Annotated in this window: 25 protein-coding genes; 12 read left to right on the forward strand and 13 right to left on the reverse strand. The window is 71.5% G+C overall.

Features of this window, described 5'->3' with window-relative positions; all coding sequences use genetic code 11:
* Positions 1–61 precede the first annotated feature (61 nt).
* A complete protein-coding gene (locus tag MKK55_RS22645; protein ID WP_243937760.1) occupies positions 62–1,027 on the forward strand; it encodes an ABC transporter substrate-binding protein in 966 nt (321 codons plus the stop codon).
* 43 nt (positions 1,028–1,070) lie between these two features.
* On the opposite strand, the gene MKK55_RS22650 is transcribed toward MKK55_RS22645, so the two are convergent.
* Together MKK55_RS22650 and MKK55_RS29110 are read right to left on the reverse strand one after the other, a co-directional pair.
* Positions 1,071–1,316 (reverse strand): hypothetical protein, encoded by a 246-nt coding sequence (locus MKK55_RS22650; protein ID WP_147727984.1) that lies wholly within the window; start codon positions 1,314–1,316, stop codon positions 1,071–1,073.
* Positions 1,317–1,437: 121 nt separating this feature from the next.
* Positions 1,438–2,238 (reverse strand): cold-shock protein, encoded by an 801-nt coding sequence (locus tag MKK55_RS29110; protein WP_147858186.1) that lies wholly within the window; start codon positions 2,236–2,238, stop codon positions 1,438–1,440.
* Positions 2,239–2,544: 306 nt separating this feature from the next.
* On the opposite strand from MKK55_RS29110, the gene MKK55_RS22665 reads away from it, so the two are divergent.
* The 3 genes from MKK55_RS22665 (at position 2,545) to MKK55_RS22675 (ending at position 5,064) form a co-directional block, all read left to right on the forward strand.
* A complete protein-coding gene (locus tag MKK55_RS22665) occupies positions 2,545–3,018 on the forward strand; it encodes a response regulator (RefSeq protein ID WP_147729085.1) in 474 nt (157 codons plus the stop codon).
* 229 nt (positions 3,019–3,247) lie between these two features.
* Entirely contained in the window at positions 3,248–4,336 is a 1,089-nt protein-coding gene (locus MKK55_RS22670; protein WP_147729084.1) for a Ppx/GppA phosphatase family protein, read from the forward strand.
* Positions 4,333–5,064, forward strand: a complete 732-nt coding sequence (locus MKK55_RS22675; protein WP_147844395.1) for an RlmE family RNA methyltransferase — start codon at positions 4,333–4,335, stop codon at positions 5,062–5,064. Before MKK55_RS22670 ends, MKK55_RS22675 begins: the two co-directional genes overlap by 4 nt.
* A gap of 279 nt (positions 5,065–5,343) precedes the next feature.
* Here MKK55_RS22675 and MKK55_RS22680 read toward each other — a convergent pair whose 3' ends face one another.
* The 5 genes from MKK55_RS22680 to MKK55_RS22700 form a co-directional block, all read right to left on the reverse strand.
* Positions 5,344–6,606 (reverse strand): DUF4167 domain-containing protein, encoded by a 1,263-nt coding sequence (locus MKK55_RS22680; RefSeq protein WP_243937761.1) that lies wholly within the window; start codon positions 6,604–6,606, stop codon positions 5,344–5,346.
* Between the two features lie 442 nt (positions 6,607–7,048).
* Positions 7,049–7,948 (reverse strand): peptide chain release factor N(5)-glutamine methyltransferase, encoded by a 900-nt coding sequence (prmC, locus tag MKK55_RS22685; protein ID WP_409566110.1) that lies wholly within the window; start codon positions 7,946–7,948, stop codon positions 7,049–7,051.
* Positions 7,945–9,030: a peptide chain release factor 1 gene (gene prfA, locus MKK55_RS22690; RefSeq protein ID WP_147726318.1), complete on the reverse strand. Its 1,086-nt coding sequence runs from the start codon at positions 9,028–9,030 to the stop codon at positions 7,945–7,947. The genes prmC and prfA overlap by 4 nt, the downstream gene beginning before the upstream one ends.
* 60 nt (positions 9,031–9,090) lie before the next feature.
* Positions 9,091–11,355: a phosphoenolpyruvate--protein phosphotransferase gene (gene ptsP / locus MKK55_RS22695; protein WP_243937762.1), complete on the reverse strand. Its 2,265-nt coding sequence runs from the start codon at positions 11,353–11,355 to the stop codon at positions 9,091–9,093.
* Between the two features lie 85 nt (positions 11,356–11,440).
* Complete coding sequence (locus MKK55_RS22700) at positions 11,441–12,676, reverse strand: aspartate kinase (RefSeq protein WP_243937763.1); 1,236 nt, start codon at positions 12,674–12,676, stop codon at positions 11,441–11,443.
* A 280-nt stretch (positions 12,677–12,956) separates the two neighbouring features.
* On the opposite strand from MKK55_RS22700, the gene ubiG reads away from it, so the two are divergent.
* Genes ubiG through MKK55_RS22715 form a run of 3 tightly spaced genes read left to right on the forward strand, consistent with a single transcriptional unit; the run spans position 12,957 to position 15,375 of the window.
* Positions 12,957–13,745 (forward strand): bifunctional 2-polyprenyl-6-hydroxyphenol methylase/3-demethylubiquinol 3-O-methyltransferase UbiG, encoded by a 789-nt coding sequence (gene ubiG, locus MKK55_RS22705; RefSeq protein ID WP_243937764.1) that lies wholly within the window; start codon positions 12,957–12,959, stop codon positions 13,743–13,745.
* Between the two features lie 45 nt (positions 13,746–13,790).
* Complete coding sequence (locus MKK55_RS22710) at positions 13,791–14,351, forward strand: YbhB/YbcL family Raf kinase inhibitor-like protein (protein WP_243937765.1); 561 nt, start codon at positions 13,791–13,793, stop codon at positions 14,349–14,351.
* Positions 14,352–14,400: 49 nt separating this feature from the next.
* A complete protein-coding gene (locus MKK55_RS22715; protein ID WP_243937766.1) occupies positions 14,401–15,375 on the forward strand; it encodes an NADPH:quinone oxidoreductase family protein in 975 nt (324 codons plus the stop codon).
* A 4-nt stretch (positions 15,376–15,379) separates the two neighbouring features.
* Here the strand turns inward: MKK55_RS22715 and MKK55_RS22720 are convergent, their stop codons facing one another.
* The 4 genes from MKK55_RS22720 to MKK55_RS22735 form a co-directional block, all read right to left on the reverse strand.
* Positions 15,380–16,393 (reverse strand): adenosine kinase, encoded by a 1,014-nt coding sequence (locus MKK55_RS22720; RefSeq protein ID WP_243937767.1) that lies wholly within the window; start codon positions 16,391–16,393, stop codon positions 15,380–15,382.
* Positions 16,394–16,460: 67 nt separating this feature from the next.
* Positions 16,461–17,015 (reverse strand): Uma2 family endonuclease, encoded by a 555-nt coding sequence (locus tag MKK55_RS22725; RefSeq protein ID WP_147726311.1) that lies wholly within the window; start codon positions 17,013–17,015, stop codon positions 16,461–16,463.
* 43 nt (positions 17,016–17,058) lie between these two features.
* Positions 17,059–17,379, reverse strand: a complete 321-nt coding sequence (locus tag MKK55_RS22730; protein ID WP_243937769.1) for a hypothetical protein — start codon at positions 17,377–17,379, stop codon at positions 17,059–17,061.
* Positions 17,380–17,456: 77 nt separating this feature from the next.
* The gene (locus MKK55_RS22735; protein WP_243937771.1) at positions 17,457–18,338 is read right to left on the reverse strand and encodes a sulfite oxidase heme-binding subunit YedZ; all 882 of its coding nucleotides are present in this window, start codon (positions 18,336–18,338) and stop codon (positions 17,457–17,459) included.
* 203 nt (positions 18,339–18,541) lie between these two features.
* On the opposite strand from MKK55_RS22735, the gene MKK55_RS22740 reads away from it, so the two are divergent.
* Positions 18,542–19,561, forward strand: a complete 1,020-nt coding sequence (locus MKK55_RS22740; protein WP_243937773.1) for an aldo/keto reductase — start codon at positions 18,542–18,544, stop codon at positions 19,559–19,561.
* Positions 19,562–19,692: 131 nt separating this feature from the next.
* Positions 19,693–20,814, forward strand: coding sequence for a DUF2336 domain-containing protein (locus MKK55_RS22745; protein WP_243937774.1), 1,122 nt, complete (start codon positions 19,693–19,695; stop codon positions 20,812–20,814).
* Positions 20,815–20,884: 70 nt separating this feature from the next.
* On the opposite strand, the gene MKK55_RS22750 is transcribed toward MKK55_RS22745, so the two are convergent.
* A complete protein-coding gene (locus MKK55_RS22750) occupies positions 20,885–21,223 on the reverse strand; it encodes a hypothetical protein (RefSeq protein ID WP_243937775.1) in 339 nt (112 codons plus the stop codon).
* Positions 21,224–21,545: 322 nt separating this feature from the next.
* Here MKK55_RS22750 and MKK55_RS22755 point away from each other — a divergent pair, with 322 nt between their 5' ends.
* Genes MKK55_RS22755 through MKK55_RS22765 form a run of 3 tightly spaced genes read left to right on the forward strand, consistent with a single transcriptional unit; the run spans position 21,546 to position 24,591 of the window.
* On the forward strand, positions 21,546–23,441 hold the full coding sequence (locus MKK55_RS22755; RefSeq protein WP_147858191.1) for a PAS domain-containing sensor histidine kinase: 1,896 nt from the start codon (positions 21,546–21,548) through the stop codon (positions 23,439–23,441).
* A 32-nt stretch (positions 23,442–23,473) separates the two neighbouring features.
* Positions 23,474–24,193: a peptidoglycan-binding domain-containing protein gene (locus MKK55_RS22760; RefSeq protein ID WP_243937801.1), complete on the forward strand. Its 720-nt coding sequence runs from the start codon at positions 23,474–23,476 to the stop codon at positions 24,191–24,193.
* 56 nt (positions 24,194–24,249) lie between these two features.
* Complete coding sequence (locus tag MKK55_RS22765) at positions 24,250–24,591, forward strand: DUF1491 family protein (protein ID WP_243937776.1); 342 nt, start codon at positions 24,250–24,252, stop codon at positions 24,589–24,591.
* Positions 24,592–24,635: 44 nt separating this feature from the next.
* Here MKK55_RS22765 and gltX read toward each other — a convergent pair whose 3' ends face one another.
* Positions 24,636–25,979, reverse strand: a complete 1,344-nt coding sequence (gene gltX / locus MKK55_RS22770; protein WP_243937777.1) for a glutamate--tRNA ligase — start codon at positions 25,977–25,979, stop codon at positions 24,636–24,638.
* Between the last annotated feature and the right edge of the window lie 51 nt (positions 25,980–26,030).

Raw genomic sequence — 26,030 nt, forward strand, 5'->3', positions numbered from 1 at the left:
GAGCGCGGCTCGCCGCGGCCGTCCGCCCCGCCCTTCCCGCCAGCAGAACGAGAGCCTTCCGATGATCCAGCGTCGTCCCCTCATCGCGACCGTCGCCGCGGCCTGGCTGATGGGGGCCCTGCCCGCCTCGGCGGCGGCGCTGAAGGCGACCGTGAGCCAGGCCTTCCAGTCGATGCTCTACCTGCCGCTCTACGTCGCCCTGGACGAGGGCCTGTTCGAGAAGGCCGGCATCGACGTGACCAAGGAGACGGCCGGCGCGCCGAGCGTCGCGCTCTCGGCGGTGATCTCGAAGAGCGCGCAGTTCTCGATCCACGGCCCGGAATGGACCGCGGTGGCGGCCTCCAAGGGCGCGCCCGTCGGCGTCATCGCCAACGTCGTCAACGGTGCCGCCGTGTGGATCGCGACGACGCCGGACTTCGTCTTCAACGACGTGAAGGACCTCAAGGGGCAGACCATCGTCACCGGGTTGATGCCGACGACGAGCACCTCGCTGTTCCTCAAGCTCTTGAAGGAGAACGGCCTGTCGAAGGACGACGTGACGCTGACGCAGGTGCAGCTCGGCACCGAGCCGGGCCCGTTCCTCGCCGGCCAGGCCAAGGTCGCCGTGCTGTACGAGCCCGGCCTCGATCAGGTCGCCGCCAAGGGGATGAAGGTCGTCCTCGGCTTCCCCGAGAAGTACGGCCCCTACGCGTTCTCGGCGGTGAGCGCGCGCAAGGATGTCGATCCGGCGGTGGCGCAGGCCTTCGTCGACGGCATGCAGGCGGCGATCCGGCTGATGCAGTCCGATCCGGCCAAGGCGGTCGCGGTGGCGAAGAAGGAGTTCCCCAACCTCGATCCGACCGTGGTCGAGGCTGCGGTCAAGCGCATGATGGGCGACAAGGTCTATCCGGAAAGCGTCGACATCACGTCCGATGCCCTCAAGATCGCCCTCGATACGCAGATCGCCCTCGGCAACCTCGCGGCCCAGCCGGACTACGCCACCTTCGTGCGGCGCGATTTCATCACCAAGGCGATGGCCGGCCAGTAGCGCCCGGTGCCGTCCGCGATCTCAGCGCGGATGGTCCCCCGTCTCAGCGGGCGGCCGGACGCGACGATCGGAGGGACTTCGCTGCCATCGACGCGCTCGGTGGCAGATCGTTCGCGCTCGGAACCGCCGCGTCCTTCTCCGGGAGGGGGCCGGGCTTCTTCGCCTCCCGTTCGCGCTCGAAGCCGTAGCCGAGGTTCACGCCGGCATAGGCGCCGGTGAAATCCTCGGCCCTCGCCTGCTGCGCCGTGGCGAGGGCGAGCAGGATTCCGAACGGTACGGCACAACGCATGAGATGTCTCCGATTGCCGTCCCGGAACGCAAAACGGCGGCCCCGTGAGGGACCGCCGGTTCCAATCGCATCGGGAAGGCGGCGGAAGCGAGGCCGCCGCGTTCGCCAAAAACGCCGCCGATCAATCGTCGACGTTGATGCTCTGAGCCTCGCGGCCCTTCTGGCCGTCGACCACACCGAGCGTCACGGTCTGACCCTCGGCAAGCGACTCGAGGCCGGCCCGCGACAGGGCAGAGCGATGGACGAACACGTCCTTGCCGCCGTCGTTCACCGACACGAAGCCGAAGCCCTTGGCCGGGTCGTACCACTTCACGGTGCCCTGCATCTCGGTCGAGGGGCCCGAGGCGACGCGGCCACCGCCGCCGTAACCGCCGCCGCCGCCACCGAAGCCGCCACCGGCGCCGCCGTAACCACCGCCGGCACCGTAGCCGCCGGCGCCGCCGAAGCCGCCGGCGCGCGGGGGACGCGCATCGCGCATCTCGCGCCGGGGCGGAGCCGCCTCGGCCGTCGAGGTGTCGACGCTGGTCACGTTGGTGACCTGCGGACCCTTCTGGCCCTGCGCGGTCTGAACGGTGAGCCGGGTGCCCGGCAGCAGGTCGTCATGGCCGGCTGCCTCGACGGCGCGGATGTGGAGGAAGGCGTCGCCCGAGCCGTCGCCCAGCTCAACGAAGCCGAAGCCCTTCTCCTTGTTGAACCACTTGACCGTGGCATCGCGCTCCGGACCCGTAGGGGCCGCCGCAGCCCGGGGAGCGCCGCGATCGAAACCACCGCCGCCGCCACCGAACCCGCCACCGCCGCCGCCGAAGCCGCCGCCACCGTATCCGCCGCCACTCGGGGGAGCCTGATCAGGCCATCTCGGCTCTGCGCCACCCTCATCGAAGCCGCGCTTCTGCGGCCCCCGGAAATCACGACCACGTCCCATCGAAAGCTCGCCAAAAACCGTCCGCCGACCACGTCTCGAATACCGCGTGCGCGCCATCCCAGACAGCTCACGCCCCGCACTCCCATTACCCCCGGTCGCGGTAACCAAGAATAACGCCTCAGTCCTGACGCAATTGGCCGTTGACCGCAAGGACCTTGTTGTCGATCAGCTCGGAGTTCCATCACTTTCTTGTCGTCGTGAAACCCAGGCTTGCAGAGCGCGCCGTGTTAGGGAAGCGCAAAGGCCGGGCGCGTATGAAGGGGGACAGGCTCCCGCATCCGCCGGGCCCCGCGTGCCGCCCCCTCGATGATCGCGACCCCGACCTTCCCGGACTTCTCCGCCCTCGTGGTCGACGAGAGCCTCTACATCCGTCGAATCGTGCGCGACATGCTGATGCGCGTCGGCATCAAGCGGGTGCTGGAGGCGCCGGACGGGGCCGAGGCGCTCGGCGTGCTCGCCGAGAGCAAGCCCGACCTGACGATCATCGACTGGGACCTGGCGATCCTCTCGGGCGAGGAGTTCATCCGGCTGGCACGCACGCCCTCGACCTCGCCTTGCCCGACGATTCCCATCATCCTGATGCTCGCCCAGCCGCGTCGGAACGTCGTCGACCGCGCGATCACCCTCGGCGTCAACGAGATCATCGCGAAACCGTTTTCGCCCAAGACGTTGTGGTCGCGCCTCGACGAGGTGATCAACCGGCCGCGACCCTACTCCCAGGTGAAGAGCCTGCTGCGGCCGACCTCCCGCGCCGCCAGCCTCGCCAAGGCGATGGCCTGACGCGACCGCGTGATCGCGCATCGCATCCGATGTCTCGGCGGCCGGGTCTCGGCGTCGGGCGCATGGTTTTCGATCCTCGTCGCCGGCTGCGGTCGCGCCGACGGCCGTGGATGCAGTCCCGGCATTCGTGAACGGGACGTTGCAGTTCGCCGCCGAGCGAGTAGGGTCGAGCGTGAATGATGGCCGGGCGGTTCGCCGGGGCCAGGGATGGGAAAGCGCGGCGACGCCGATGAGGGACGAGAGTGGCGCGACCGCGCCGGCCCGCCCCCAGGGCGCGCCACCGGCAGGGGCACCCGGTTCCGCCCCCGCGGTCTCGCATCGCGACGTGCGCCGCAACGCCTACGCGGCCCTGGATCTCGGCACCAATAACTGCCGCCTGCTCATCGCCGAGCCGTCCTCGCACGGATTCCGGGTGATCGACGCGTTCTCGCGCATCGTCCGGCTCGGCGAGGGGCTCGGCAGCTCCGACCGGCTCAGCGAGGCGGCGATCGAGCGGACGATCGACGCGCTGCGGATCTGCAAGGGGAAGATGCGCGCCCGCGGCGTCGGGCGGGCCAAGATCATCGCCACGGAGGCCTGCCGGCTCGCCGTGAACGGTGCCGAGTTCGTCGCGCGCGTGCGGGCCGAGGTGGGCCTCGATCTCGAGATCGTCGACCGGCAGACCGAAGCCTATCTCGCCGTCACCGGCTGCGCCGCGCTCGCCGACCCGCAAGCCGAATCGGTGGTGATCTTCGACATCGGCGGCGGCTCGACCGAGATCGCCTGGCTCGACGGCTCGGCCGCCAACCCCTCGACCGATCCGACCCTGCGCATCCGCGCCTGGGATTCGCTGCCGGTCGGCGTCGTCACCCTGGCCGAGCGCCACGGCGGCTCCGAGGTGACGCGGATGATGTTCGAGGGCATGGTCGAGGAGGTGGCCGAGATGCTGGGCCCCTTCGCGATCCGCGCGGCGGCCGCGGCGACGGCGCCCGGCTTCCACCTGCTCGGAACCTCCGGCACCGTCACCACCATCGCGGCGATGCACCTGCGCCTCGTGCGCTACGAGCGTCGCCGGGTCGACGGGCTGTGGATGAGCGACGCCGAGGTCGCCGGTGCGATCGACGACCTGCTCGACACGCGGCTCGACCAGCGGGCGGAGAACCCGTGCATCGGCCGCGACCGCGCCGATCTGGTCCTCGCCGGCTGCGCGATCCTGGAGGCGATCCGCCGGGCCTTCCCGGCCGAGCGCCTGCGCATCGCCGATCGCGGCCTGCGCGAAGGATTGTTGATGAACATGATGCGGGAAGACGGCGTGTGGCGCCGCGGGGGCTACCGGTGACCGACAGGCGTGGCGGAGCGGGCGCGACGGGCGGAGTCCGCGGCGATCTCAAGCAGCGGGTGAAGACCGGGCGCGGGCGCACCCATTCGCAGAAGAGCTGGCTCGAGCGCCAGCTCAACGATCCCTACGTCCAGCGGGCCAAGCGCGAAGGATACCGCTCGCGGGCGGCCTTCAAGCTGATGGAGATCGACGAGCGCTTCAAGCTGCTGAAGCCCGGCCAGCGCATCGTCGATCTCGGCGCCGCCCCCGGCGGCTGGTCGCAGGTCGCGGCGAAGATCGTCGGCGAGACCGGCCGCATCGTCGGAATCGACCTGCTCGAGATCGAGCCGATGCCGGGCGTCGAGTTCATCACCCTCGACTTCCTCGACCCCGAGGCGCCGAGGCGCCTCACCGGCCTGCTCGGCGGCCCGGCCGACCTCGTGCTGTCCGACATGGCCGCCAACGCCACCGGCCACAAGAAGACCGATCACCTGCGCATCATCGGGCTCGCCGAGACCGCGGCCGAGTTCGCCCGGGAGGTTCTGGCGCCCGGCGGCGCCTACCTCGCCAAGGTGCTGCAGGGCGGCACAGAGACCGCGTTGCTCACCGACCTCAAGCGCGACTTCTCCCTCGTGCGGCACGTCAAGCCGAATGCGAGCCGGGCCGATTCGAGCGAGCTCTACGTGCTGGCGACCGGCTATCGCGGGCCGACGCCGGCCCTCGCCCTCGCCGAGGCGGACGGGGACTGATTCGCGGCGCTCCGCCTGCTGCGCGCACGGGTGGTTTGGCTCGAAACGCCGGTGCCGTGGCACCCATGCCGGCTCGGTGACCTGCCGCGAGAGCCTATCGCTCGACGCCCGCTGGCACTGCCGGGAGGCCTGGATCTCACGTCTCTCCGGCCCGTTCTCTGCGTCCGAGCGTATCCCGACCGGGTAAAGGCCGGATCGGCCCTTCGGGGACCGACCTTCGGATACGAAAAAGGCCGCCCCGGAGATCCGGGGCGGCCTGTCTCGCGGGAATGATGGCGTCTACTCGACTGAGGAGGCGCCGTCCGGTGCCTTGGTCTCCGGCGAACCTTCGCCCTCGGTCCCCTCGAAGCGCGGGCGCCGCCGGCGACGGACCTTCGGAGCCGGCGCGTCCTCGCCTTCGGCCGTGGGCGGGCTCGGCGCCTGCGCCTCCGCCACGGGCGCTTCGGCGGCCGGCGGCAGGCGGGGCGGCGTCATCAGGAAGGCCGGGAGGCCGGCCGCATCCTCGGCGACGGGCCGCGGCTCCTCGCGGCGACGCTCGCGCCGGGCCGGAGCCTCGGCCCGGGCCGGCGCTTCCGCACGCACCGGCGCCTCGGCGCGGGCCGGCATCTCGGTCCGGGCCTCCTGGCGCGGCTCGCGGCGCGGCTGCTCCGTGCGTCCGTTCTCGTAACGGTTCTCGCGGGGCGCTTCGGCGCGCGGCTGCTCCTGACGAGACGGATCCTGGCGCGAAAGGTCCTGGCGCGGAAACTCGTCCCGCGGCTGATCGCGGCGGTTGAACTCGGCGCGGTTCTCCTGCCGATTGTCCTGGCGCGGATACTCCTGCCGCCCGTTCTCCTGCCGCCCGTTCTCCTGCCGTCCATTCTCCTGCCGCCCGCTGTCCTGGCGGTTGAAGGTCTGCCGGGGCGCGTCCTGGCGATCGTAATCGGCGCGCTGGCCGTGCTCCTGGCGGCCCTGATCCTGCCGGCCGCCGTCCTGGCGGTTGCCGTCGGGACGCTGGTTGTCGAAGCGGGCGCCGTTGTCGAAGCGCGGCCGGTCGTTGCGGTTGTTCTGGAACCGGTCGCGGCGCTCCTGGCGGTCGCCGCGGTTCTGGTTCTGGCCGAACCTGTCCTGCTGGTTGCGATCCTGGCCGCGATCCTGGCGCCCGTCCTGCTGGCCGCCCTCGCTGCGGTTGTCGTAGGGCTGCGGCTGTTGGCCCGGATCGCCGTATTCGGGCGCGTAGCCGGCATAGCCCTGGCCGTTGGCCTCGCCGCCCTGCTCTTCGTCGCCGTCCTCCATGTCGTCGTCGTACGACCGCGAGGCGTAGCCGGCGCCGGCCTGCGGGCGGCCCTGCTCCTGCGCGCCGGAGATGATCCGGAAATAGTGCTCGCCGTGCTGGAAGTAGTTCTCCGCCGCCACCGGGTCGCCCGCCGCCTGCGCGTCCCGCGCGAGCTGAGCGTACTTGTCGGCGATGTGCTGGGCGGTGCCGCGGACTTTGACGTCGGGTCCGTTGGATTCGTAGGACCGGGTCAGCGGGTTCGGGCCCTTCGGCCGGTTCCGGCCGCGCACCCGTCGGTTCTGGTTTGGTCTCATCGGTCTCAGATGACCCTCGTTACTGCGAAAGGCGCGTCTGGTCGGGGGGAAGGCTGGGGGCCGGGCTCCCGAGGCGCCGCAGTGCGGGTCCTCGCCGGCGCCCGCGGACGGATCATCGGAATTGATCCACGACCCGCTCGCCTACCAGCCGTCTGTCCCGATCCCTCGGGGCCTACGCTTGCGTCCAAGACGCCCGTCGATTGTCAGGTTCGAAAACCGCCGCGCCGCTGCTCGAACCCGAGCCTGCGTCTGATCGACGGTGGAGCGATCGGCCGCCACCCCGCAAAGGATGCGCTATACCGAACCTACGGCTTTCCGTCTTAACGGATCGTCCGCGAACCGCAAGTCGAGACGGGGGATCCAGCGCGAAGTTGATGGGGATTCCGGCGAATTTTGCGTGATCGGTGCCATAAATCCCCTATGCGGGCGCCTTGTCGGGCAGACCGACGAACGACGCGACCCGCGTATGCCCGGCGAGATCGCGCGTGATGCCGCTCGGTCGAAGGCCCGCCTTCCGGCCCAGCTCCGTCACGGCGTCCGCCTGATCGTAGCCGATCTCGAGGTGGAGCGAGCCGCCCGGCGCGAGCAACCCGCCTGCCGTCGCATCGACGATCCGTCGATAGGCCGCAAGCCCGTCGCCGCCGCCGTCGAGCGCGGCCATCGGATCGTGCTCGCGCACCTCGCGATCGAGGCCGGCGATCACGGCGCTGGCGATGTAGGGCGGGTTCGAGACCACCCGGTCGAACCGGCCCACGAGCGCCTCGCACCAATCGCCGGCGACGAACAGGGTGCGATGGGCGACGCCATTGTCGAGCGCGTTCGCGCGCGCCGTGCGCAGGGCATTCCAGGAGCGATCGAGGCCGATGCCGGTCGCGTTCGGCAGCGCGCTCAACAGCGCGACCAAGATGCAGCCGCTGCCGGTGCCGAGGTCGAGGATGCGGAGGGGGGCCGCCGGGTCCGAAACCGTTTCCAGCGTGGCGTCGACCAACGTTTCGGTGTCGGGCCGCGGCACCAGCGTTTCCGGGGACAGCCGGAACGGCAGGCCCCAGAACTCCCACGTTCCGAGAATGCGGGCCACCGGTTCTCCGGCAACGCGCCGGCGCGCGGCGGCCTCCAACCTGTCCGCGCCCTCCGACTCGAGGGCTCGGCCGCCGTGCAGCGCGAGGTCGACGGCGCGGAGATCGAGCACGCCGAGCATCAGGAAGCGGGCATCGCCCTCGGGTATGCCTTCCGCGGCGAAGCATTCGGCGAGGCGCCGCAGGGCAAGGCTGCGCGTATGATCCGGGCGGACGATGCGCGCGTCGGCCCGTCCGCTCACGCCATGCCTTCGGCGGCGAGCAGCTCGGCCTGATGCTCCGTCACGAGCGCGTCGACCAGCTCGTCGAGGGCGGTGCCGGCGAGCATCTCCTCCAGCTTGTACAGGGTGAGGTTGATGCGGTGGTCGGTCACCCGGCCCTGCGGGAAGTTGTAGGTTCGGATGCGCTCCGAGCGGTCGCCGGTGCCGACCTGCGACTTGCGGTCGGCGGCGCGGACCGCATCCTTGGCCGAGCGCTCCGCATCGTAGAGCTTGGCCCGCAGCAGCGACATCGCGCGGGCGCGGTTCTTGTGCTGGGAGCGCTCCTCCTGGACGAAGATCACGATCCCCGACGGCAGGTGGGTGATGCGGATCGCCGATTCGGTCTTGTTGACGTGCTGGCCGCCGGCCCCCTGCGACCGCATGGTGTCGATCTTCAGGTCGGCGTCGTTGACGACGATGTCGACCTCCTCGGCCTCGGGCAGGACCGCGACGGTGGCGGCGGAGGTGTGGATCCGCCCCTGCGCCTCGGTGTCGGGCACGCGCTGGACCCGGTGGGCGCCGCTCTCGAACTTCAGGCGGGCGAACACGCCGCGGCCCTTCACCTCCGCCACGACCTCGCGATAGCCGCCGACGGTGCCCTCGCTCTCGGAGATGACCTCGACCTTCCAGCCCTTGGTGTCGGCGTACTTGGCGTACATCCGGAACAGGTCGCCGGCGAACAGCGCGGCTTCGTCGCCACCGGTGCCGGCGCGGATTTCGAGGATCGCGCTCTTCTCGTCGGCCGCGTCCTTGGGCAGCAGCATCAGCTGCAGGTCGCGGTGCGCCTTGATCAGCGCGTCCTCGGCGTCGGGCTTCTCGGCGGCGGCGAGCGCACGCATCTCCGGGTCGCCGCCGGGCTCGTCGATCAGCGCCTCGACCTCGGCCAGGTTGGCGGCCGCGGCGCGATAGGCGTGGATGCCGGCGACCACGGGATCGAGATCCGACAGCTCGCGGGAGAGCTGGACGATGCTCTCCGAGCTCGCATCGCCGGCGGCGAGGGTGCCGGTGACGATGTCGTGGCGCACGAGGATGGCGTCGAGGCGGTCGGGGGGAAAGGGGATCATCGACCGGGGTCTACTCTGGGACGCTGACGGAAACGAGCCTGGTCTTCACGCTGGGCGGGGTCAGACCGGGATGCCGTGGGTCTTGGCGAAGGCGGCGAGCGCCGGGCGGATCGAGGCGCCGTCATGGGCGCGGGCCATCTCGGCGTCGATCACGTCGGCGATCGCCCGCGCATCGAGGCTCAGCACCATCGCCTTGATCGGGCCGATCGAGGCGGGCGACATCGAGAGGTCGCGGAAGCCCATGCCGATCAGCGCCATCGCTTCGAGCGGCCGTCCGCCGATCTCGCCGCACACCGTCACCGGGCATCCGGCCGCGTCTGCGCGCTCGGCGATCAACCGGAAGGCGCGGATCGCCGCGGCGCAGAGCGGATCGAACCGGTCCGCGACGCGGCGGTTCTCGCGGTCGACCGCGAACAGGAACTGCATCAGGTCGTTCGAGCCGACCGACAGGAAGTCGGCCACCTGCGCGATCTCGTCGATCTGGAACAAGAGCGAGGGCACCTCGACCATCGCGCCGAGGCGGCAATCGCTCGGCAGCGGATGGCCGTGGCGGCGCAGATGCGCCTTCTCGCGATCGACGATCGCCTTGGCCCGGACGAACTCGTCGACCGTGGCGACCATCGGGAACATGATCTTGAGCGGCCGCCCGGCCGCCGCCCTCAGCAGCGCGCGCAGCTGCACCCGCAGCAGCGCCGGCCGGTCGAGGCCGATCCGGATCGCGCGCCAGCCCAGCGCCGGGTTCTCCTCCTCGAGCTTGGGCATGTACGGCAGGATCTTGTCGCCGCCGATGTCGAGCGTGCGGATCGTCACCGGCCGATCGCCGGTGGCGGCGAACACCGCCTCGTACAGCGCCTGCTGCTCGGCCGCCGAGGGCATCCGCTGCGCCACCATGAACTGCAGCTCGGTGCGGAACAGGCCGATGCCCTCCGCGCCGGTCTCGTTGAGGTGGCCGAGGTCGACGAGCAGGCCGGCATTGAGGTGCAGGCCGATGCGGATGCCGTCCCGGGTGGTCGCGGGGACGTCGCGCAGCGCCCGGTACTGCTCCTGCCGCTTGGCGCGCAGGCGCACCATCTCGGCATAGGCCGCCTCGATCTCCGGCCCCGGGCGGACCTGGACCTCGCCGGAGACGCCGTCGACGATGATCGCGTCGCCCGAATCGCACAGCGCCGTCGCGTTCTCGACCTCGCCGACGGCAGGGATGCCGAGCGCCCGCGCGACGATCGCGATGTGGCTCGTCGGGCCGCCCTCCTCCAGCACGACGCCGCGCAGGCGCGACGGATCGTAGTCGAGCAGCGCCGCCGGGCCCATCGAGCGGGCGACCAGGATCGCGTTGTCGGGCAGGTAGGCGCCCGAGCCCGCGCCCTCCTGCCCGGTCAAGCGGCGCAACAGGCGGTTGGCGAGGTCGTCGAGGTCGTGCAGGCGATCGCGCAGGTACGGGTCGCTCTGGCGCATCATCCGGGCGCGGTTGTCCGACTGGACGCGCTCGACCGCCGCCTCCGCGGTCAAGCCCGAAACCACCGCCTCGCGCATCCGGCGCAGCCAGCCCTTGTCGTGGGCGAACATGCGCACCGTTTCCAGCACCTCGCGCGATTCGCCGGTGCCGATCTTGTCGCCGCGCTCGACCAGGTCGTCGATCGCCGAGCGCACCGCCTCGATCGCGGCCTCGAGCCGGGCGATCTCGGCCTCGACGTTCTCGGCGATCAGCGTCTTCACGACGATGCGCGGCTCGTGCAGCACCACGTGGCCGAGGCCGATGCCGTCGGCGAGCACGACGCCGCGGGCGTTGACGGCGCGGCGCGCCGCGGTGCCGGCGTCGGGAGCCAGCCCCTGCAGCTCGCCAGACGCGATCATCTCCGAGAGCACCATCGCGGTGGTCTGGAGCGCCTCGATCTCCTCGTCGGAATAGACGCGGTAGGTCTTGTTCTGGACGGTGAGCACGCCGAGCGTGTTGCCGGCCCGGAGCAGCGGCACGCCGAGGAAGGCGTGATACGCCTCCTCGCCCGTCTCCGGGCGGTAGGAGAAGGCCGGGTGGGTCTGCGCGTCGGAGAGCGACAGCGGCTCGGCCGTCTGCGCGATCAGGCCGACGAGGCCCTCGTCGGCGCGCATCCGGGTCAGGTGGACCGCTTCGCGGTTCAGGCCCTCGGTGGCGAACAGCTCGAGCGTGTTGTCGTCGCGCAGGACGTAGACCGAGCACACCTCGGCGATGACGTTGGCGGCGATGACCACGACGATGCGGTCCAGGCGCGCCTGGGGGCTGACCGGCTCCGCCATGGCTTCGCGGAGGCGGCGCAGCAGCAGGCGCGGGCCTCCGGGCGCAGCGGGCATCGTCTGGTCAATCCCCTGTCAGCGCGACGCCGGGTGTCGGCGCCGGGCAATCTCAGGTCGCACCCGTCGGACGGGCCTGCAAGCCTCAGGCCTGATCCAGGCCGTATAGCGAGTGGAGCGTGCGGACGGCAAGCTCGGTATAGGCCGCGTCGATCAGGACGGAGAACTTGATCTCGGAGGTGGTGATCGCCCGGATGTTGATGCCCTTGTCGGCCAGCGCCCGGAACGCCTTGGCCGCGACGCCGGCATGGCTGCGCATCCCGACGCCGATCGCCGAAACCTTCACCACGTCGGTGGCGCCCTCGATCTGCGCGAACCCGATTGTGTCGTGCGCCCGGTCGAGCACCGTGCGCGCCCGGTCGTAGTCGGCGGCCGGCACCGTGAAGGTCATGTCGGTGGTCGACTGGTCGCCCGACACCGTCTGGATGATCATGTCGACGTTGATGTTGGCGTCGGCCAGCGGCCCGAAGATCGCGGCGGCGACGCCGGGGCTGTCCTTGACGCGGCGAAGCGTGATCTGCGCCTCGTCCCGCGCGAAGGCGATCCCGGTGATGATCTGCTGTTCCACGTCTGTGTCCTCGTCGCAGATGAGGGTGCCGGGGCGCGCGGCGTCCGGCGGATCGAAGGAGGAGCGGACCGTGGTCGGCACCCGGTGCACCATGGCGAGCTCGACGGAGCGGACCTGCAGCACCTTGGCGCCGAGCGAGGCCATCTCCAGCATCTCCTCGAAGGTGACGCGCTCCATGCGCCGCGCCTTCGGCACGACGCGCGGGTCGGTGGTGTAGACCCCGTCCACGTCGGTGTAGATGTCGCAGCGCTCGGCGCTGATGGCGGCGGCGACGGCCACCGCGCTGGTATCCGACCCTCCGCGGCCCAACGTCGTGATCCGGCCGGTCTCGGCATGGATGCCCTGGAAGCCGGCGATCACCGCGACCTCGCCGCGCTTGAACCCTGCGTCGAGCCGGGCGCCGTCGATCTCCTCGATGCGGGCCGAGCCGTGCGCGTCGGAGGTCAGGATCGGCACCTGCCAGCCCTGCCAGGAGCGGGCCGGGATCCCGGCCTTGCGCAGCGCGATCGCCAGGAGGCCCGAGGTCACCTGCTCGCCCGAGGCGACCACGGAATCGTACTCGGCGGCCTCGTATTCGGGGTCGGCGTCCTTGACCCAGCCGACGAGCTCGTTGGTCTTGCCCGACATCGCCGAGACCACGACCGCGACCTCGTAGCCGGCCGCGACCTCGCGGGCGACGTGGGCGGCCACGTTGCGGATGCGCTCGACGTTGGCGACCGAGGTGCCGCCGAATTTCATCACCAGACGGGGCATGCAGCGTCCGCGTTTCTCAAACTTCATCGAACGACCGATCCGGGCTCAGATGTCCGGGCGTGTTCGGCGGCCTCCAACGATTCGCGAACGGCCGCGCCGCCGGCTGTACCGGACCGGCGTCCGGCGGGTACAAGCGGGGTCGGGGGCTGTCAACACGCCGCCAAGCTCCACTTACCCGGAATGCAGGGTCGGCCGCACCCGCTCGGCCGGTCGCCCGTGCGCGGTCGGCGCGGGACTGCGACCACCGAGCGCGCGCCGTCCCCGAATGGAAAGAGATCGGATGACCATCGACGAGACCGCCGCCGGGATCGAGGCGGGTGCGAGCAGCAGCGCGGGCCTCGGCTTCGTCGACCCCGGCGAGGTCGCCCGGTTCGATGCGCTCGCCGCGACGTGGTGGGATCCGCGCGGTCCGATGCGGGTGCTGCACCGCTTCAACCCCGTCCGCCTCGCCTATATCCGCGATGCGGTCTGCCGTCATCACGGGCGGTCGGTCGAGACGCCGTTCGCGCTGCAGGGCCTCTCGATCGTCGATGTCGGCTGCGGCGGCGGCGTGCTGTCGGAGCCGCTCGCGCGCCTGGGCGCCGACGTCACCGGCCTCGACCCGGCGGCGCAGAACATCGCCGCCGCGCGCCGCCACGCGGAGGCCGAGGGCGTGCCCGTCGACTATCGCGCCGAGACCATCGAGTCTGTGGTCGCCGCCGGCAAGACCTTCGACGTGGTGCTGATCATGGAGGTGATCGAGCACGTGACTGACATGCCGGCCTTCGTCCGCACGGCGGCGTCGGCGGTGAAGCCCGGCGGCATGCTCTTCGCCGCGACGCTCAATCGGACGATGCGCTCCTTCGCGCTCGCCATCGTCGGCGCCGAGTACGTCCTCGGCTGGCTCCCCAAGGGCACCCACGACTGGGAGAAGTTCGTGACGCCGTCCGAGCTGTCGGCGGCGCTCGGCGGCGGCGGCCTGTCGGTCACCGACACCACGGGCGTCGTCTACAATCCGCTCACCGACGGCTGGCGGCTGGGCCGCGATACGGCGGTGAACTACATGCTGGCGGCCGAGCGCCCGGCCTAGGATGCCGGGCGCTGTTCGACCGGCGTCAGAAACGAAGGAGACCCGATGCTCGAGAAGATCCCCGCAGCGGTCGGTCAGGCCTTGTCCGGCCTCAAGGCCGGCCTCGAGAAGACCGTCTTCCACGCCGATTTCGCCGATGCCCCGGAGACGATCGCGCTGACGAGCCCGGCCTTCGCCGACGGCGCCCGCATGCCGGTCCGCTTCACCGCGGATGGCGACGGGACGTCGCCGCCGCTCGCCTGGAGCGGCTTTTCCGCGGGCACGGCGAGCGTCGCGATCCTCGCCGAGGATGCCGGCAGCCCGACGCCGCAGCCGCTGGTGCACCTCATCGTCTGGAACCTCGCGCCGGACGTTTCGGATCTGGCCGAGGGGGCGGCCTCCGCGAACGCGCGCGTCGATCTCGGCAAGAACAGCTTCCTCAAGGACGGCTGGCTTCCGCCCGACCCGCCCACCGGCCACGGCCCGCACCGCTACCTGTTCCAGGTCTACGCCCTCGACCGCCTCCTCGACCTGCCGGCCTCGCCGGGCCGCGGCGCCCTGGTCGATGCGATGCGCGGCCACGTCCTGGCCAAGGGATCGCTGGCGGGAATCTACGAGCGGCGCTGAGGCGATCGGCTGGCCTTGGGCAACTGGTGAAACGAACGGAAGGCGCGCGATGAAGGCTCTCCTGTGCACCCGGCTCGGCGGCCCGGACGACCTGTCGATCGCGACGCTGCCCGATCCCGTCCCCGGCCCGGGCGAGGCCCTGGTGCGGGTCACCGTCGCCGCGCTCAACTTCTTCGACACGCTGATCATCGCCGGGCGCTATCAGGTGAAGCCCGAGCTGCCGTTCTCGCCCGGGGGTGAGGCCTGCGGCGTGGTCGAGGCCCTGGGACCGGGCGCGGACGGCGTGCGGGTCGGCGATCGGGTGATCGTGCATGCCAAGCACGGCACCTGCCGCGAACGGCTCGCGGTGCCCGCACGCATGCTGACGCCGGTTCCGGCCGGGGTGGGCGACGAGCAGGCTGCCGGCCTCACGATCACCTACGGCACGTCCCTCCATGCCCTGCGCAACCGCGCGAAGATCCGGCCCGGCGAATGGCTCGCGGTGCTCGGGGCGTCGGGCGGGGTCGGTCTCGCGGCGGTCGAGCTTGGGGCGCTGCTCGGGGCGCGGGTGATCGCCTGCGCCTCCTCGGAGGACAAGCTCGCCATCGCCCGGCAGCACGGGGCGGAGGTGGGCCTCGTCTACGATCCGGCCACCCTGCGCGACGCCCTGAAGGACGCGACCGGGGGCAAGGGCGTCGACGTGGTCTACGACGCGGTCGGCGACGCCTTCGCGGAACCGGCCTTCCGCGCGCTGACCTGGCGCGGCCGCTTCCTCGTCGTGGGTTTCGCCGCGGGCGAGATTCCCCGCCTGCCCCTCAACATCATGCTGCTGAAGGAGCTCGACGTGATGGGCGTCCACTGGGGTGTCTTCACCGAGCGCGAGCCGGAGGTGCACCGCGAGAACCAGCGCCAGATGCTCACATGGGTCGCCGAGGGGCGGCTGACCGCGCGGGTGCACGGCGTCTACCCCCTCGAGGACTACGCCGCGGCCCTCGGCATCCTGAGCCGGCGCAAGGCGGTGGGCAAGGTGTTGCTCCGGCCCTGATCCTTCAGATCAGCCCCTGCGCCTTGGCGAGCGCGACGAGGTCGCCCTGCGGCCGGGCGCCGATGTGTTGGATCACCTCCGCCGCCGCGAGCGCGCCGAGGCGGGCCGAGGTGACGTAGTCGAGGCCGCGGGCATGACCGGCCAGGAAGCCGGCGGCGAAGAGGTCGCCCGCGCCGGTGGTGTCGACCACATCGCGCACCGGCGAGGCCTTGACCGAGCGGATCTCGCCGCCCTTCACCACCATCGCGCCCTCGGACGAGCGCGTGACGAGGCCGAGCAGGTGCCGCCCGCGGGCGTCGCGCTCGTCGCGGAGCGCCTTCAGCGCCGCGTCCGCGTCGTCGGTCTGGTACAGGCTCTGCAACTCGCCGATGTTGGCGAACAGGATGTCGACGCTGCCGTCGCGGATCAGCCCGAGGAACTCGTCGCGGTAGCGGCCGACGCAGAACGCGTCCGACAGGGTCAGCGCCACCGCGTTGCCGGCGCCGTGGGCGATCGTCACCGCCTTGCGGAACGCGTCCTTGGCGGCCGGCGGGTCCCAGAGGTAGCCCTCGAGGTAGACGACGCGGGCGCCCGCGACCGTCGCCTCGTCGAGGTCGGCCGGCGACAGGCCCTGGCAGGCGCCGAGATAGGTGTTCATCGTGCGCTCGCCGTCGGGCGTCACGAGGACGAAGCAGCGGGCGGTGGCCGGTCCGTCGGTCGCCACCGGCACGTCGAACGCGACGCCGGTCGCCTTCAGGTCGTGGCTGAACAGGCCGCCGAGCTCGTCGTCGCGGACCTTGCCGACGAAGCCGGTCTTGGCGCCGAGCAGCGCCGCGCCGACCGCCGTGTTGGCGCCCGACCCACCCGACACGATCGTCGCCGGCCCCATCGCGGAGAACAGCGCCTCGGCGCGCGGCTCGTCGATCAGCGCCATCGCGCCCTTCGGCACGCCCTGGTCGGCGAGGAAACCCTCGTCCGTGCGGGCGATGACGTCGACGATGGCGTTGCCGAGCACCAGGAGGTCGAGGCGAGCGGTCATGCGGGCGTCCCTTCGGAAATTCGCTCGCGCTCTCGCACCGGCGCCCGGCAGGGTCAAGCGAGGCGGCTCAGGCGTCGTCGTAGAGTTCGGCGAGCGGGACGGTGATGCCGGGAGGATCGAAGGTCAGCACGCCATCCGAGACGATACGCGTCTCGATGACGTCGTCCGCGCGACGATGATGGTGGACGGCGAGGCGTTTGACCGTGTCGATGAGGAGGTAATGCATCACGCTCGGGATGCCGAAGTAGCCTGCGAATTTCGCGCCCGTATCGATCGATCGCGTGCTCGGCGAGAGGACTTCGACCACGATGACCGGATCCGTCACTTCCACCGTGTCTGGATCGAGACGAGGTCCGCAACGCACGAGGGCGTCAGGCTCGAAAGCCGTGGTGCGTTCGATCCGAATCGTCATTCCGTCCGGGAGCACCTGGCAGGGCAAGCCTTCCCGCCGAATGGCAGCCCGCAACGCGAGTTGAGCGGCGAATTTCGTCTCGGCATGCCGGACCCGTTCCGGCGACATCGCGAAGACCTCGCCGTCGAGCAACTCATGCCGCCCCGGTCGTCCCTCGCCCCAAGCCAGGAACTCGTCGACGGTCATGCGCGGTTTCGGCTTCACGCTCATGTGGCGAGCGTAACATGTCCCGATCGGGCCGCGAAGGCGGCCGCTACTGCATCGACTTCACTTCGCACTGCGCGTAATCGGCGCTCGCCTTCACGTAGGCGTTGAGCTTCTGCACGTAGCCTTCCGCGATCGGCCGGAACGCCTGGAGCTGCAGGTTGTAGGCCTTGATCGCGTCGTTGTAGCTGTAGGCCTCCCAGCCGGGGCACCCGCCCTTGGCATCGAGGCAGGCGGGTTTCGCCGGCAGGGCCGGCTTCTCCGGCTTGGCCGAGGCGGGCGGCGCCTCCGGCAGCGGGCAGGCGGCGAGCGCCGCGCCGGGGCAGACCAGCGCGAGGACGACCGAGGATCGGCTCAGGAAACCGCGCATGGACAGGTCGAGCTCCGTTCGGCCCGCCGCGGGGCCGCGCCGGGTTGTGCGTCAGCGTGCCGGCGGGAGCAAGGCGCCTATGCGGCCGGCTGGACGCGCTGCGGACGGCCCGCCCGCGGCGCCGGCGCCTTCGCACCCAGCGGCACGCGCACGAGGGAGACGACGGGCAGCGTCAGGCCGACCGCGAGGACCCACCAGGCCGGGCGGATCACGTCGGAAAAGTCGAGGTTGGCGCCGAGCACGAGGTCGGCCGGGATGCCGCTCTTGATCCCGTACCAGGCCGCCTCGATGCCCGCGGTCGCGAGGGCGGCGGCAACGGCGAGCAGCGCGAGCGACCACGGCCGCATCGGCAGCCTGAACCGTTGCATCAGGCGCCAGCCCATCAGCAGCACGAACAGCCCGGTCCAGAACACCGGATCGGAGACGTCGATCTTCGATTGCAGGAAGTAGTGCAGCAGCCCGAGGATGCCGATCGCGTAGGCCGCCTTGTGGAGGCGCGACCAGCTCGCGCCCATCCGCCGGATCGCGGCGTCCGTCGAGGTCGCCCCGAGGGCGATGAGGCCGACGAGCGCGACGAAGCCGATCGTGAGGTAGAACCGCAGCGCGATCTCGGAGACGACCTTGGCGAGGTCGAAGTTCTGGTCGACCACGTACAGCGCGAGATGCGCCAGCGCGTAGGCCGCCGTGGTTACGCCGAGCAGGCGCCGGACATTGATCAGCTTCGGCCAGTTCGCCACCCGCCGCAGCGGCGTGACCGCGAGGGAGGCCAGCAGGAAGCGGATCGTCCACTCGCCGGTGCCGTGGATCAGCGCCGTGATCGGCTTCGGCCCGAGCGCGTTCGTCGCGTAGGCGCCGGCGAGGTAGACGGCCGGGGCGACGGCGAGCAGGAACGCGACGAGCTTCAGGAGCGACAGGCGTCCGGCGCGGTCGAGCCAGGGCAGCGGCAGGGCGTGGGACATCTCGGCTCTTCGCATGCGGTGTCGATGACGGTTGGCGGCCCGGTCGGCCGGCACGGCGCGTGGAGCGCATGCGACCCATTCGCCGCGATGTGCCTCCGGTTACGGGCACGGGCCATTCCCGGTTCCGAACCTGCGACGACGGTTGACGCTCCGCGATCCCGGCCGAGATACCCCCGCAACCCCACGACGCAGGACCGCCTCCGATGGATTACCGCACGCTCGGCCGCTCGGGCCTCAAGGTCTCGCCGATCTGCCTCGGCACGATGATGTTCGGCGGTGCCACCGACGAGGCCGATTCCGCGCGCATCGTCGCGAGCGCCCGGGATGCGGGCGTGAACTTCATCGACACCGCCGACGTCTACAATTCCGGCGCCTCGGAAGCGATCACCGGCCGCGCGATCGCGACGGATCGGCATGCCTGGGTGCTGGCCACCAAGGTCGCCAACCCGATGGGCGACGGGCCGAACGATCGCGGCCTGTCGCGCGTCCACGTCCTTCGCGCCGCCGAGGAGAGCCTGCGCCGGCTCGGGACCGACTTCATCGACATCTACTACCTCCACAAGGAGGACCACGCGACGCCGCTCGACGAGACCGTGCGGGCGATGGAGACCCTGGTTCGCCAGGGCAAGATCCGGCACTTCGGGGTCTCGAACCACCGTTCCTGGCGGATCGCCGAGATCTGCCGCCTGTGCGACGCCTACGGCATCGACCGGCCGGTGGTGAGCCAGCCGTACTACAACGCGCTCAACCGCATGCCCGAGACCGAGCACCTGCCGGCCTGCGCGCATTTCGGCCTCGGCGTGGTGCCGTACTCGCCGCTCGCCCGCGGCGTGCTGACCGGCAAGTACGATCCCGACGTCCCGCCGCCGGCCGACACCCGCGCCGGCCGCCAGGACGCGCGGATGATGCAGACGGAATGGCGCCCGGAATCGCTGCGCATCGCCCGCACCCTGAAGGACCATGCCGAGGCACGCGGCATCACCGCCGGGCAGTTCGCCTTCGCCTGGGTGATGAACAACCGCGCCGTGACCGCGGTGATCGCCGGCCCGCGGACCATGGAACAATGGACCGACTACCTCGGCGGGCTCGACTATCGCTTCACGCCCGAGGACGAGGCCCTGGTCGACGGCCTCGTCGTGACCGGCCATCCCTCGACGCCCGGCTACAACGATCCGGCGTACCCGATCGAGGGCCGGGTGACGGTGAGCGGCACGAAGGTCTGAGGCGGATCGGCCTCGTGCCGATCCGATCTTGGCGCAGGACGACACGTCGCTTCGGCGAGCGGCTTAAAGGTCGATTCACGCAAACGACCCTAGCGTAATGGTCGATCCAGTTCCTGCGTATCCGAAGTGCCATGCCCCCATCCGTCGAGGTCGCGCCCGACCTGTCCGGGCTGATCGAACTGTCGCGCATCGCGCATCTCGACCTGAAGCCCGTCATCCTGCGGGTCCAGACCGATCTGTTCGTGCAGGCGGCCAACCGCGACAAGTCGGAACTCGAATCCTTCGCCTCGCTCGCCGGCGGTCTGATCCCGATCGTCGACGAGGAGACGGCGGCGATCGTCGCGGAGAAGCTCGCGCCCTTCGCCGACACGCCGCAATCCGTCCTCGCCACGCTGGCCGCCCGCGGCGGACGCGTCCGCGACATCGTGCTGGGGTCGGCGGTGACGCTCTCGCCCGCCCTGATCGATGCCGCGCTCCTCGACGGCGCCGATCTCGGCTCGGCGATGGCCGGCCGACCCGGCCTCCCCCGCGCGGTGATCGCCGAGCTGGCGCAGCGCGGCGATCCGGCGATCGACCGGGCGCTCGCCGGCAATCTCGGGATCACGCTCCGCGGCGGCGACGTCCGGCACCTCGTCGGCCGCGGCCGGACCGATCCGGACCTCGCCGGCCTCCTGCTCGCCCGCCCGGATCTCGCCGTCGGCGAGCTCGCTCCGCTCTACCTGCACGCCGACCCGATCCGGCGCGACGCGATCCGCGAGGCGATCGCCGCCACGGCCGCGCTTCGCCCCTGCCCGCCCCCGCCGCGCGACCTTGGCGGCATGCTGCTCGGCCTCTCCGCCGTCCACGACGTCCCGGGCTTCCTCGCCGCCCTGTCGGACGGGCTCGGGCTTCCGGCGAACTTCCTGCGCAGCGCGCCCGACGCCGGCTCGCGCTACGACCTGCTCACGCTGTGCCTGCGCGCCGCCGACCTCCACGAGGAGGAGGCGGTCTACGTCTTCCTGACCCTCGACGAGGCGGTCTCGCGCTCGGCCGAGCGGGTGTTCGAGCTCGTCCGCCTGTTTCGGACCACCGATCGTCCCGCCGCCCGCGACCTGCTCTCGGCGATCCTCGACCGGCCGCTGCGCGAGCGCACCGGCGCGTCCGACGCCCACCAGCCGCACCATGCGCCGGACACGGGCAAGATCCGGCAGGCCGCGGCCGAGCGGCCGGCGAACCGGACGCCCCTGCCGATGCGGGCTCGGAAGTCGTCCTGAGATCGGCCGCGCCGGCCGCCGGCTGGGGCTCACGCATTCCGCGTCGTCGTATCGTCCAGCACGAACGGCCTCAGCGCCCCTCCGATCCCCGCCACGGAGCCTTGCGATCGGCATCCGCGAGGGTGTCGCGCGAGGCGGCCTGCGGACCGACGTGCCGGCCGAGCTCGGTCATGGCCTCCTGCGCCAGGCGCTGCCGGGACTCCGCCGGCATCGCGCTCCAGGCGGCCGTGGCGGACCCGACCGTGGCGAGCAACGTCGATCCCGTCGCGGGCGCCGGGAACGCTGCGTCGCGCGGATCGGCCATCTCGGGTGCGGACGGAACGCTCGCGCGTGTCCCCGGCTGGTCGCGGGTCGCCGCGAGGTACGACAACGCGCCGATCACCAGGGCGGCTCGCAGCAGGAACGACATGGACGGTGATCCGGGAAGCGTGCGGGTCGAAGACGGCCGAGGGTGGGGCCGGCTTCCTGAATCCAACGTCAACCGATCGCCTAAAAGGCATTCGATGGTGAACGAGCCCCGACGGGGACACCCTGCGCGTAGTCACGGTTACGTTGTGGAAAGCATCCCGGCCATCGCGGGCCGACGCGCAACACTCGTTTAAGCCGGGTCTGCGAGGGTCGGGATCTAGTCGTTCGTCACCGAACCGGGGGGCGCGAAGGCCGAGTATTACCAGGCATGCCGCGTTGTTGGCCGTCCTGGTCTTGGGTCTTGTGCGTTGCGCGTATCTGCCTTGCGTATTCAACACCGGCTGCCCGCGCTGCTCGACGCCCGCCTCGCGAGCTTCGTGCATGAATCGGCGATCGAGGATGCCAGCGTGCGCTTCCGCCACGAGCGCTTCCTCGTGTCGCGCCTCGCCACCGGCGCGGTGATGATGGCCGGCCTGCCGCCCTACCTGCTGTGGCGCGGCGTGCCGTCGGGCATCGAGGTCCTGGCGATCGCCAGCCTGTTCCTGCCCGTGCTCGCCGCCGTCCTGCTCTCGCGCACCGGCTCGCTGTGGATCGCGCACGCCGTCTCGTCGGCCGGCCTCACCGGCCTCGTCGTGTGCCTCGCCAGCCTCACCGGCGGCGTGCAGTCGGCCGCCGCGATCTGGCTCGTGGCGATCCCGCTCGAGGCGGTGGTCTCCGGCTCGAAGCGCGCCACCGTCGCGGCGTCGCTGCTCGCGATGGTCGGCGTCCTCTGCGTGGCATTCACCGGATCGTGGATCATCACGAGCCCGACCATGGCGCTGTCGGCCTCCGTCGCGATGCCGGTCTTCGCCATCACCGCGATCGGCCACGTCGCCGCGCAGGTGCTGGAGCAGATGCGCAACGAGGGCCAGTGGCGCAAGCGCATGCGGGACAACGAGGCCCGCGACCGGATGCTGCTCGCGGCGATCGACGACCTCGTGACCTGGCACGACGTCAACGGCCGGGTGATCGAGGCGTCGGCCTCGGCCGAGACGCTCGTCGGCACCGATGCGATGCGCTTGCGCGGCCACGGCCTGCTCGAGCGGGTGCACGTGGCCGACCGCCCCGCCTTCCTCCAGGCGATCAGCGATGTCGCGGCTCTCGGCAAGCCGGCGACGGTGCAGCTGCGCCTCAACGTCGACCCGACCGCCCGGCGCCAGGACGGCGCGCGGCTGATCCATGTCGAGATGCGCGCCCACCGGATCGCGCAGTCGCCGTCGGGCCCGGTCGGCGTCGTCGCGGTGACCCGCGACGTGACCGAGCATCGCCGCCACGCCGAGGAGCTCGAGCGCGCCCGCGCCGAGGCGGAGCGCGCCGACGAGGTCAAGAGCCGGTTCCTGGCCAACGTCACCCACGAGCTGCGCACGCCGCTGAACGCCATCATCGGCTTCTCCGAGGTCCTGGCCGGCGAAGGCGCGGTCGTGCTCGCACCGGAGCGGGCGCGGGAATATGCCGGCATCATCGGCGCCTCGGGCCAGCACCTGCTCAGCGTCGTCAACACGCTGCTCGACATGAGCCGGATTCAGAGCGGCAACTTCGACTACGCGCCCGAGCTGGTCGACGCGGCGGCGCTGACGCGCAGCTGCTGCGACCTGATGAAGCTCAAGGCCGATGCGGTCGGCGTCGTGCTCGCGCAGGTCGCCGAGCCCGGCCCGATCGAGATCACCGCCGATTCGCGCGCCTGCCGTCAGGTGCTGATCAACCTGATCTCGAACGCGGTGAAGTTCACGCCGGCCGGCGGCCGCGTCGAGGTGGCGCTGCGCCGGACCGCGGCCGGCCTCGACCTGATCGTGTCGGATACCGGCATCGGCATCCGCGAGGCCGACCTGCCGCGACTCGGAACGCCGTTCTTCCAGGCCGGCTCCGGCGGCTACAAGCGCACCCACGAGGGCACCGGCCTCGGCCTCTCGGTGGTGCAGGGCCTCGTCGGCCTGCACGGCGGCACGATCGCGATCGAGAGCGCGCCGGATGCCGGGACCACGGTCACCGTCAGCCTGCCGAGGGCCTGCCGGTCGGCCGAGAGCCCGGTCGGCACCGCGCCGCTCACCGCCCGGGTTCGCCCGGCCGGCAGGGCTTCGGCCCACGGCGCCGTGGTGCGGCTGCCGCTCGGCCTGTTCGACACCGGGCCGACGGTGGTGCGGGAGATCGACGATCCCGCGCGCCTGCGCCGCGTCGGCTGATCGAAACGCAACGGGGAGACAGAATGTCCGAGATGCGCGACCATCGCGAGATCACCGTCGCCGGAGACGCCCGCAGCGCCCGCCCGGCCAAGGCCCCCCGCCGCCCGGCGCAGCGCCGGCCCGCCGCCGACGTGTCGGAATGGCGGATGATGCTCGGCGCCGTCGCCAGCGGGACGTTCCGGATGTGCCGGCGCAATCCCGGCGCGCTGTTCGGCGGCGTGGTCGCGTTCGGCGCGGTGGTGGTCGTCTCGATGAACGCCCTCGGCTACCAGAACGGGCGCCACCCGGCCCCGATCCTGCCGAAGATCGCGATCCGCCAAGATGCGATGAGCAAGGATGCGGCGAGCAAGGATGCCGCGAGAAAGGACCCCGCCGCGAGGTCGGTACCTGAGAAGGTCGCCGATGCCGACCGGCCGGCCGAGACGGCGCGCACGCCTCTGAAGGCAGCAGAGGCCGCTGGGGCCGCCGCCCGCGATCCGATCGCCGACCTGATCCGATCCGACGAGACGACCGCTTCGGTGACGCCCAAGAGTGCCGTCGCGCCGCCCAAGCCGCAGCCGGCGGTGATGCAGGCGCAGAAGGCCTTGTCGAAGCTCGGCTACGGCCCGCTCAAGGCCGACGGGCTGATGGGAGCGACCACCCGCGCGGCGATCGAGAAGTTCGAGCGCGACCGCAAGCTGCCGGTGAAGGGCGAGGCCGCCGGCCGCACGCTGCGCGAGCTCGCCGCCCGCGCGGCCCTGCCCCCGGCCTGATTGCATCGCGGTCCGGCGCGGCGCATGCCCGGCGCGCATCCGCACCGGGAGGGTCCATGCCGCGCCTGCGCTCCGATTTCTGGGTTTCGGCCCATCTGCGGCGACTGGCCGTCGAGGGGATCTCCGCGGTGCAGCGCCGCCGGGGCGCGGCGGAGGCCGGCGCGATCTTCGTCAAGGTCGATCGCCTCGACGGCCGCGCCGACCTCTACGGACCGGCGCCGCAAGCGCTGTTCGAGGACGAGGATACCGGCGGGCGTCGCTTCGTGGCGATGGTCTGGGAGGGCACCCCGCTCGATGCGGAGGAGCGCCTGACCAAGGAGATCCGGTTCGATTCCGACCTGTGGATCATCGAGATCGACGATCGCGAGGGCCGCCATCTCCTCGATCTCGCCGAGTAGAGCAGGCCGACGTTTTTTCCAGGATACGCCCGGGAGGCGGCGTCTCAGGCGGTCTCTCCGGCGAGCCGTCGCCCGGTGCGGTCCCGGCCGATCAGCGGCAGCAGGCCCGCGAGGTCCGGCCCGTGCTCCAGCCCCGTGAGCGCCAGGCGCAGCGGCATGAACAGCGCCTTGCCCTTGGCGCCGGTCCGCTCGCGGATCGTCGTCGTCCAGGCCTTCCAGGTTTCGGGTCCGTAGGGTTCGGGCGGGAGGGTGTCGAGGGCCGCCGCCGTCACGGCGGCGTCTGCGATCACCGGTGTCACCGGCCCGGCCACCACCCCCCACCAGTCCCGGACCTCGTCGATCCTGTGCAGGTTGGCCCGCACCGCGAGCCACAGCGGCTCGGCGGCCGCGGCCGGGATGCCGAGCGCGTCCAGGCGCTCGGCGGCGTCGGCGAAGGGCATCGCGTGCAGGATGCGGGCGTTGAGCCCGTCGAGCTCGTGCGGGTCGAACTTGGCCGGCGCCCGCGAGATGTGGGCGAGGTCGACGAGGCCGGCGAGCTCGTCCAGCGTCGCGACGGCGCGGACCGCCTCCGCCGATCCGGTCAGCACGGCGAGCGAGCGGACGGCGGCCGGCTCGTAGCCCGCCTCGCGCAAGGACCGCAGCGAGAGGTGGCCGAGGCGCTTGGAAAGCCCCTCCCCGTCCACCGTGGTCAGCAGGTTGTGGTGGCCGAAGATCGGCAGCGTCGCCCCCAGCGCCTCGAAGATCTGCACCTGAACGCCGGTGTTGGTGACGTGGTCTTCGCCGCGGATCACGTGGGTGACGCCGAGGTCGGCGTCGTCGACCACCGAGGGCAGCGTGTAGAGGTAGCTGCCGTCGGCCCGCACCAGCACCGGGTCCGAGAGCGAGGCGCAGTCGACATGGGCCTCGCCGCGGACGAGGTCGTCCCAGGCGACGACGTGCGGTTCGAGCTTGAAGCGCCAATGCGGGATACGGCCCTCGGCCTCCATCGCCGCCCGCTCGTTGGCGGTGAGGGCGAGCGCGGCGCGGTCGTAGATCGGCGGCAAGCCGCGGCCGAGCTGGCGCTTGCGCCGCCGCTCCAGCTCCTCCGACGTCTCGTAGCAAGGATAGAGTCGGCCGAGCGCCTTCAACCTGTCGGCGGCCGCGTCGTAGATCGCGGTCCGGTCGGATTGGCGGGCGCGTAGATCCGGCACGATGCCGAGCCAGGCGAGGTCGGTCTCGATCGCCTCGGCGAAGGCCTCGGTCGAGCGTTCGCGGTCGGTGTCGTCCAGCCGGAGCAGGAAGCGGCCGCCGCGCGCGCGGGCGAACAGCGCGTTCAGCAGCGCCGGGCGCGCATTGCCGATGTGGAGGAAGCCGGTCGGAGACGGCGCGAAGCGGACGAGAGGAGCCATGCTGGGCTCATAACTCCCAATCGACCCGCTCGGCCACAGCCCGTCGGACGG

It is taken from the genome of Methylobacterium sp. J-059, from assembly GCF_022829485.1.
Lineage (GTDB): Bacteria > Pseudomonadota > Alphaproteobacteria > Rhizobiales > Beijerinckiaceae > Methylobacterium.